Origin of the sequence: Shewanella chilikensis (genome assembly GCF_002836945.1) — a bacterium.
Classification (GTDB): Bacteria; Pseudomonadota; Gammaproteobacteria; order Enterobacterales; family Shewanellaceae; genus Shewanella; species Shewanella chilikensis.
Genome location: NZ_NIJM01000029.1, coordinates 50711 through 57350, shown reverse-complemented (window position 1 = coordinate 57350; position 6640 = coordinate 50711). Strand labels below are relative to the sequence as shown.

At 57.0% G+C, this 6640-nt stretch carries 6 protein-coding genes; all 6 read right to left on the bottom strand.

The annotated features are described in order from the left end of the window. Positions 1–212: 212 nt before the first annotated feature. The 6 genes from CX651_RS12445 to thiE all read right to left on the bottom strand — a co-directional run bounded on the left by CX651_RS12445 (position 213) and on the right by thiE (position 6639). Positions 213–1181 (bottom strand): putative metalloprotease CJM1_0395 family protein, encoded by a 969-nt coding sequence (locus CX651_RS12445; RefSeq protein WP_157822683.1) that lies wholly within the window; start codon positions 1179–1181, stop codon positions 213–215. Between the two features lie 402 nt (positions 1182–1583). Further along, the gene (locus CX651_RS12440; RefSeq protein ID WP_101056307.1) at positions 1584–1838 is read right to left on the bottom strand and encodes a chemotaxis protein; all 255 of its coding nucleotides are present in this window, start codon (positions 1836–1838) and stop codon (positions 1584–1586) included. Positions 1839–1962: 124 nt separating this feature from the next. Then, positions 1963–3120 (bottom strand): 2-iminoacetate synthase ThiH, encoded by a 1158-nt coding sequence (gene thiH, locus CX651_RS12435; protein WP_101056306.1) that lies wholly within the window; start codon positions 3118–3120, stop codon positions 1963–1965. Next, positions 3113–3892 (bottom strand): thiazole synthase, encoded by a 780-nt coding sequence (locus tag CX651_RS12430; RefSeq protein ID WP_101056305.1) that lies wholly within the window; start codon positions 3890–3892, stop codon positions 3113–3115. Before CX651_RS12430 ends, thiH begins: the two co-directional genes overlap by 8 nt. 1 nt (position 3893) lies before the next feature. Continuing rightward, entirely contained in the window at positions 3894–4094 is a 201-nt protein-coding gene (gene thiS / locus CX651_RS12425) for a sulfur carrier protein ThiS (RefSeq protein ID WP_039035260.1), read from the bottom strand. Continuing rightward, positions 4084–6639, bottom strand: coding sequence for a thiamine phosphate synthase (thiE, locus tag CX651_RS19865; RefSeq protein ID WP_110691255.1), 2556 nt, complete (start codon positions 6637–6639; stop codon positions 4084–4086). Before thiE ends, thiS begins: the two co-directional genes overlap by 11 nt. Between the last annotated feature and the right edge of the window lies 1 nt (position 6640).

Below are 6640 nucleotides of genomic sequence, written 5' to 3'. Positions count from 1 at the left end.
TACAGACAGAAAGAAGATTAAGTTATTGTTTTACAGTGGGTGGCTTAATTTTTTTTCGCTAATTTTGGTTAACAAGGCCACGAGAATATGGACTCCCAGTATTAATAGCGCAGTAGTTAGCCTCCGACTATCCTTTGTTTAAGCATTTAACAAGGAGGTTATTATGCCGCGCTCTCGCCGAACTCAAATTAGCCTTGAAGATATGTGAAGCACTAACGACTCTCATCCCGAATGCGCTGCGCCTGTTGCTGTTCAGCGGCTATCACTTCGGCAACTGAACCCGGCTCGAGCTGCAACTCGGCCTTGGGTGGACTGAAAGCCTGTTCATTCAAGGCATTTGACTGCTGCGCTATGGCGCCCATCAGACGAGACAGGCCTATGGGGAAATTTGCAGAGTCGCCAGCCTTGGGTTCAAAGGAAGGCCCGGACTTTTCAGCCGCCGGATCCGCGGCTCCCAACAGGTTTTGACTCAGCTCAGGCTTTGGCGCGGCGGCAAGTCTCTGGATCCCGGCGTCTTCCCTTGCCTGGTTATATTTACGCATCGCCTCGGCGGCAACCCGGATATCGGCCATGGAAGGATCGACAGGTGCCATCGCCGCCGCATAGACCTGTTTCATTTTCGCCATGGTCGCCAGCGGATCGCCGTTCACCACAGAGACATCTATCTGAACTTCACCTTCCACCGCGTAACGTTTGCCATCGGGTCCTTTCTCGAATTCAAATGCCGGTTGTCCTGCATGGATCCCGCCTACTGCGGCATGAGCCTGTTCATGGGAGCGCACCTGGGTATCGCGCTTCATCAGGGAGTCAATTTCCCGCTCAAGCGCCTGTTGCTCACGACTCTCACGGTTCTGCTGCTGTTTCTGTTGCGCCTCATCCGGCTTGGGTTCGGCGGATCTTGCCGTATTCGGCTCCCCGGTTGACTGGCGAGCCGCCCCGTCGTCCCCTTCTTTTACGTCGCTGCCTGACTGGCTTGATGAGCGACTCGATGAGCTGCCGGAAGTGTTGTCAAAAGCCTGCTCTGCCCCACCCATAGAGTTGGCGGAAGTATTTGTGCCATTAAAAGCGGGAACATCAGGCGCTTCTCCCGCTAAAGTTACTGGTATAGCAGGGCCGCCGGCAATGTCAGCCCCTTGGCCGGAAAAGGCAGATGCTTGAGCCGATGTCTCCACGAGCGGCATCGATGCTTGAACCTCTCCATGCCAATGGCCGGAGCTGGACAAGGCCGCTGCCCCAAGGGCTCCTTTAGTCAAACTGACCAGTGCTTCCCGCGGCAGCTTTACGGTTTGTGGCTCTGAATGTTGTGCAGCTGAACCTTGGAGTGGGCTCAGATTAACTGAACTTGTATTGACTGGGCTTTGATTTCCCGAGCTAGGGTTTAATGGGTTCAGGTTTATTAGGCTTGGCTTTACACCATTGACCTGAGAGGGATTTTGAGTGGCGGAGATTTTACCGGCAGGGTTGGCGCTGAGAGGCGATTGGTTTATGGAGCTGCCACTGCTTAAGTTGGCAATTGACGAGCTTGGCCGCCGGGACACGGCTGTTGCCGTCAGCCCCGCGCCGGCCAGCGCGCCAACCATATATTACACCTCGATATCTATGATCCTGCCCAAGGTGTCGGATGCGCGCTCAATCACCTCTACTGAAGCTTGACCCTGGGCCTTGGATTCCAATGCCGATACCAGTGCCGAGGTTTTGTCTGCCTCCTCAACCGGGCGGGCCGAATCGGCCTGCTGCGCAGGTGCCGGACGAGCGATATCCACTGTTGCCTGAGTCAGGCCGGACTGGGCGCTTTGCAGCCCTTGAACTCCCGCCGAAAAAGCCGATGGAATTTGCATGATTGCCCCTTGTCTGTATTGGACTGTGGATTTTCGTTCTGTGGTTAAAATCAGTTACTACCATTTTAGCCACAGCTTTGAACGATTATTGGTCAATTCGATGCAAATGTACAGCCTGAAAGGTTCATGCACCTTGATGGGTTACCGTAAAGGACGTACCCGCCAACCAGCTCGCGTCCCAATCCTTCCACACAGGTTGCATGCCTTGTGCTCGAATGGCGCTGACCACCTCAGGGACGGTGCGCTCATCGCTTATCTGGAACTGATCCAGCTGCAACTTGGGATTGCTGTAACCACCGGGCTCTGTTGAGCTGGCAGCACTCACATGGGTGATCCCAAGGGGCAATAGATTGTCCCTGAGTGAGGCGCTCTCCCGGGTAGAGAGACTCAACTCCAGCGCAGGGCTGAACAAGCGCATGGCGCAGATTAGCTGCACCAGTCCGGCATCATCCAGAGTCACAGCCGGCGTTACTCCGCCAACGCAAGGCCTGAGCCTTGGCAGCGACACGCTGAAGCGGCTACGCCAGTACTTTTGCTGCAGATAGTCCAGGTGCAATCCCATCAGTGCCGAGTCCAGGCGCCAATCATCCAGCCCGAGCAAGACCCCCAGGCCTATCTTGTCGACCTCGGCCCTGGCGGCCCTGTCCGGTGTATTAAGCCTGAAACCAAAGTCCTTTTTATTGCCTCTGAGATGATGGCGGTCATAGGTGGCGGGCTGATAGGTCTCCTGATATACCATCACGGCATCCAGCCCCTCATCAACCAGGCGTCGATAACCCGCTTCTGCGAGGGGCTGCACTTCAATCGCCAGATAGCTGAAGTCCTGCTTGAGCCTCAAAAGCGCCTTGGCAAAATAATCCAGCCCTACCTTGGTTTCATGTTCGCCGGAAACCAGCAACACAGAATCAAAGCCGCGCTGCTTGAGAATGGCAATTTCAGCATCCAGTTCGGCCTGGCTTAGGGTCTTGCGGCGAATTTTATTGCTCATGCTGAAACCGCAGTAGTCGCAATCATTGGCGCATAGATTGGAAACATAGAGCGGCGCATAGAGACCTATGTTGGCGCCGAACTTCTTGCGGGTGAGCGCTGCAGAGAGCTGCGCCATAGGCTCGAGAAATTCCCGGGCCGCCGGTGACAAAAGAATGGGCAAGGCCGAGGGATTGTGCGCTATCGTCTCGGGCCGCGCCAGACAACGCTCAACCTCGGCGGCGCTGACACTGGCAATAGCAAGGCGCAGTAGATCTCTGTCGATAGCGGTAAAACGCTCGAGAAAATCAGCCATGGTTTTCTCCCAGATTGAGAAACCCGGTCAGCGGACTGGTGTTTTGGGCTCGATTGCTGATGGCCCCGAGTCCGGCAAAATAGGCTGCTCGCCCGGCGCGCACCGCATCTTTGAAGCTACTCGCCATGGTCACGGGATCCAAGCTGGAGGCGATGGCAGTATTAACCAGCACGGCATCGGCGCCCAACTCCATCGCCCGCATCGCCTGTGACGGCGCGCCGATCCCGGCATCCACCACCACAGGTACATTGGCCTGCTCTATGATGATCTTCAAAAAGGGTTCTGTGGCCAGCCCCTGATTGGAACCTATGGGACTGCCAAGCGGCATCACGGCAGCGCAGCCTACCTCTTCGAGGCGCAAGCACAACACGGGATCGGCATGCACATAAGGCAGTACGGTAAAGCCATCGCTGCACAAGACCCGGGCCGCTTCCAGTGTTTCTACCGGATCCGGCAAGAGATAACGGGGATCCGGGTGGATCTCCAGCTTCAAGAGTTGGGTGCCCAGCATCTCCCGCGCCAGCTCGGCGGCAAAAATCGCCTCCCTGGCATTGCGGGCCCCGGCGGTATTGGGCAGCAGCTGCATGCCGCGCTCTTTGAGCGGTGCCAGCAATTCATCACTGCCCTGGTTAAAATCGAGCCGCTTCATCGCCACAGTAACCAACTCGGCGCCGCTGGCCACGAGCGAGCGTTGCATCAGCTCTGCCGAAGCAAACTTGCCGGTGCCGCCAAACAGCCTGGATTGAAACTCAAACTCGCCAATTTGCAACATATCAACCTCCGGCAACGGCGGAAAACAGCTCGAGGCTGTCTCCGTTTTGACATTCAAGCTCTGGCCACTGAGATCTGGGCACTACGGCGCCATTACGCACCAGCGCCACGCTGCCAGGCGCTATCTCACACCACTCGAGCAGCTGTAACAGCGTCATAGCCTCAGGCAACTCTTTGACTTGATTGTTTATCTTAATTTGCATCGCAATTCTCCTCACGGCTAAGCTCTGGGCGCCCTGTCATAAATTGGGCTTCGGTTTGAAGTTCAGCCTCAGTGTGGGTTTGACAGCAAAGACATGCCGGGTCGGCGCAAAGCGCAGCCTCACGCACGCTTAAAGTGCGGCAATCCAGGCTGATGAGCCGTCCCAGGGTGCTGCGCTCTCCAAGCAGAGTATTGATGGCTGCCAGCGACTGCATCGCCGCCAGGGTTTGCACCGCAGGCCCCAACACCCCCATGTCGCGGCAGCGCCCGGAGCCTGTGCTATCGCGCGGGAACAGGCATTCATAACAGCCCGCCTCGGGGTTAAGCCAAGGGGATGTATGACACAATAGGCCAGAATCGGCGCTGATCGCCGCCGCAATCAACTCTTTGCCCAGCTTCACACAGGCTTGATTAAGGTTATGACGGCAAAGGAAATTATCGCTGGCATCCAATACCAGTGACGCCTCACGAATAAGCTCCGCGCTCTTGGGGCCAAACAGTTCGGGCTCAATCTCAATCAGGCAGTTTGGATAATCGCGCCCCAGCTTTTCCTTGGCCACGTCGACCTTCAAACGGTCAATATCCTGCTCGTTGTAGAGCAGTTGTCTCGGCAGATTACCCAGCTCGACAATATCGGGATCGATAAGAATGAGACGCCCTACTCCGGCGGCGGCCAAAGAGTGCGCCAGATGATGACCAAGGCCTCCGAGCCCCACTATGGCGACCGTCTTGGCCCGTAAGGCAAGCTGCCCCGCTTCTGAGACTCTGGGCAGCAGCAACTGGCTACCGTAACGGATAAAGTCGCGGTCGCTCAGCCCGGCATAGTCCTGAACTCCAGTATTTTCCTGCTCAGCTGCACCTTCCTGAACCCCGACATCATCCTGACCCCCGCCATTTTGTTGAGCATAGCTAATCCCACTTGCAATAGCAGCTGCTCGCCCTAACCAGCTTTGTGTCAGGCGCCTGAAGGCCGTTACCGGCTCGGCGGCCTCGGTAATGGCCCGCACCACGGCGACATTGGCAACACCGGTATGTTTGACGGCATCAAGGTTATGCTCGTCAATGCCGCCAATGGCGACCGTCGGCAGCAAGGAGCCGAAGGTTTCGCTATAGGCAGCAAGGCGCGTCAGTCCCTGGGGCAGAGACGGCATCACTTTGGTCTTGGTGGCAAAGATATGTCCGAGGGCCAGATAACTGGGCCTGTGGCGCAATGCAAGCAGCGCCTCGAAATAACCATGACTGGATAACCCCAGCGCCAGACCGGCCCCTTGGATGGCCTCAAGGGATGCCTGGCTGAGATCCTCCTGGCCCAAATGCACGCCAAAGGCGCCGTGGGCAATGGCCAGTTGCCAGTGATCATTGATAAACACCCGCGCCTGATATTGGCGCCCGAGCGCGATGGCGCGAATGATCGCCTGCTCGGCGCTCGAACCTGGTTGTACTTCCTGCTTGAGCCGCAATTGAATAGTGCGGCAACCTGCCTTGAGTAAGGCTTCCAGCAATTCGACATCGGCCACGACCGGGTAGATACCCAGATTATGGGGCAGTGTTTTAAAGCCTTCAGCACTAACGCCTTTAACACTAACAGCATCAGCAGAGGTTGGTGCTGCAAGCCAAGGGGCGCCGAGCACCTGGGCTGGGTTGGCCCAGGGATAATCCTCCAGCGGCCAGATGACAGGCATAAGCTCGGCGGCCAGACAAGCCCCGGGGCGACCTAAGGGGCCGGGACCACGGCCTACCCGATAACTTTGCGCCAAGGCGCCATTGATATAGGCCTTGGCCAGGATCAGGGCATCGGGCAAGATCCAGTCGTGGGCCAAAAATGCCGCTATAGCACTGGATAACGTGCAGCCGCTGCCATGGTTGTTGCTGGATGCTTGTCTTGGGCTCGCCAACACAAACCCCTGCCGTTGATGCAACCCGGAGCTGTGAGGCAAGTCTTTAAAAAGCAGTAAGTCTTCTGCCAGGCCGCGCGCGATCCCCGCCTCGAAATCTCCGCCCTTGGCCAAGAGATGGCAAGGCAGTTCGTTTGCCAGGCAAGTTGCCGCATCTTGCCAGGAAGGAAAGTCATGAATATCGCTGCGACTCAGCAACGCCAGCTCGTGAATATTCGGGGTCAGCACAGTGGAAAGCGCCGCCAGCGGCCGGTAATCCAGCCGCGCTGCGCCCATTGCAGTGCTCTTTGAGAGTGCATCGCCGCAACTGGCCACCATGACAGGGTCGACCACCAAAGGAACATCAGGCAGGTGCCGAGCCAACCAGTCACAAAGCAGCTGCAGCTGCACTTGATTGGCGAGCAAGCCGATTTTTATCGCCTTGGGCGGCAAGTCACCGAGCAGAGCATTGAGCTGCGCCAGCAACATCTCCTCGCTCACCGCCTCGGTTAGCGTCACTGCCACACTGCTTTGGGCGGTCAAAGTGGTGATGACAGAGCAGCCATGGCAGCCAAGATTACTCAAGGTGGCAAGATCGGCCTGGATACCGGCGCCGCCGCCACTGTCTGAGCCGGCTATGCTCCAGACTATCGGCCTTTTATCAGCCGCCATT